General features: G+C 66.5%; 1 pseudogene. It reads left to right on the top strand.

What is annotated here, in order from left to right:
• Positions 1-214 (top strand): annotated as a pseudogene (locus EN804_RS37635) (hypothetical protein); the annotation flags it as partial.
• Positions 215-278 lie beyond the last annotated feature (64 nt).

The raw sequence follows: 278 nt of genomic DNA on the forward strand, positions 1-278 counted from the left end.
CGACTATCTGGTCGCAAGGCTGGCGGCGGCATTCGAGGAGAAGCGGCTGGGTTACGGCGTGGCCGGGCAAGTAGCCATCTTCGAGGTCTTTGTCTCGGCCGGCGGAACCTGGACCATCCTGATGACCGACGTTAACGGCCAAACCTGCATCCTGGCGGCCGGTGACGGATGGGAAGACACACTGGCGACCGCGGTCGGGCAGTCCGGCGGCTGAGCCCAGGAGCAATTGCGGACGTTGCTCTGGTCAGCGAGTGGCCGCCGTCTCGGCGTGGCCGCGA

The organism is Mesorhizobium sp. M8A.F.Ca.ET.161.01.1.1, assembly GCF_004792105.1.
Classification (GTDB): domain Bacteria; phylum Pseudomonadota; class Alphaproteobacteria; order Rhizobiales; family Rhizobiaceae; genus Mesorhizobium.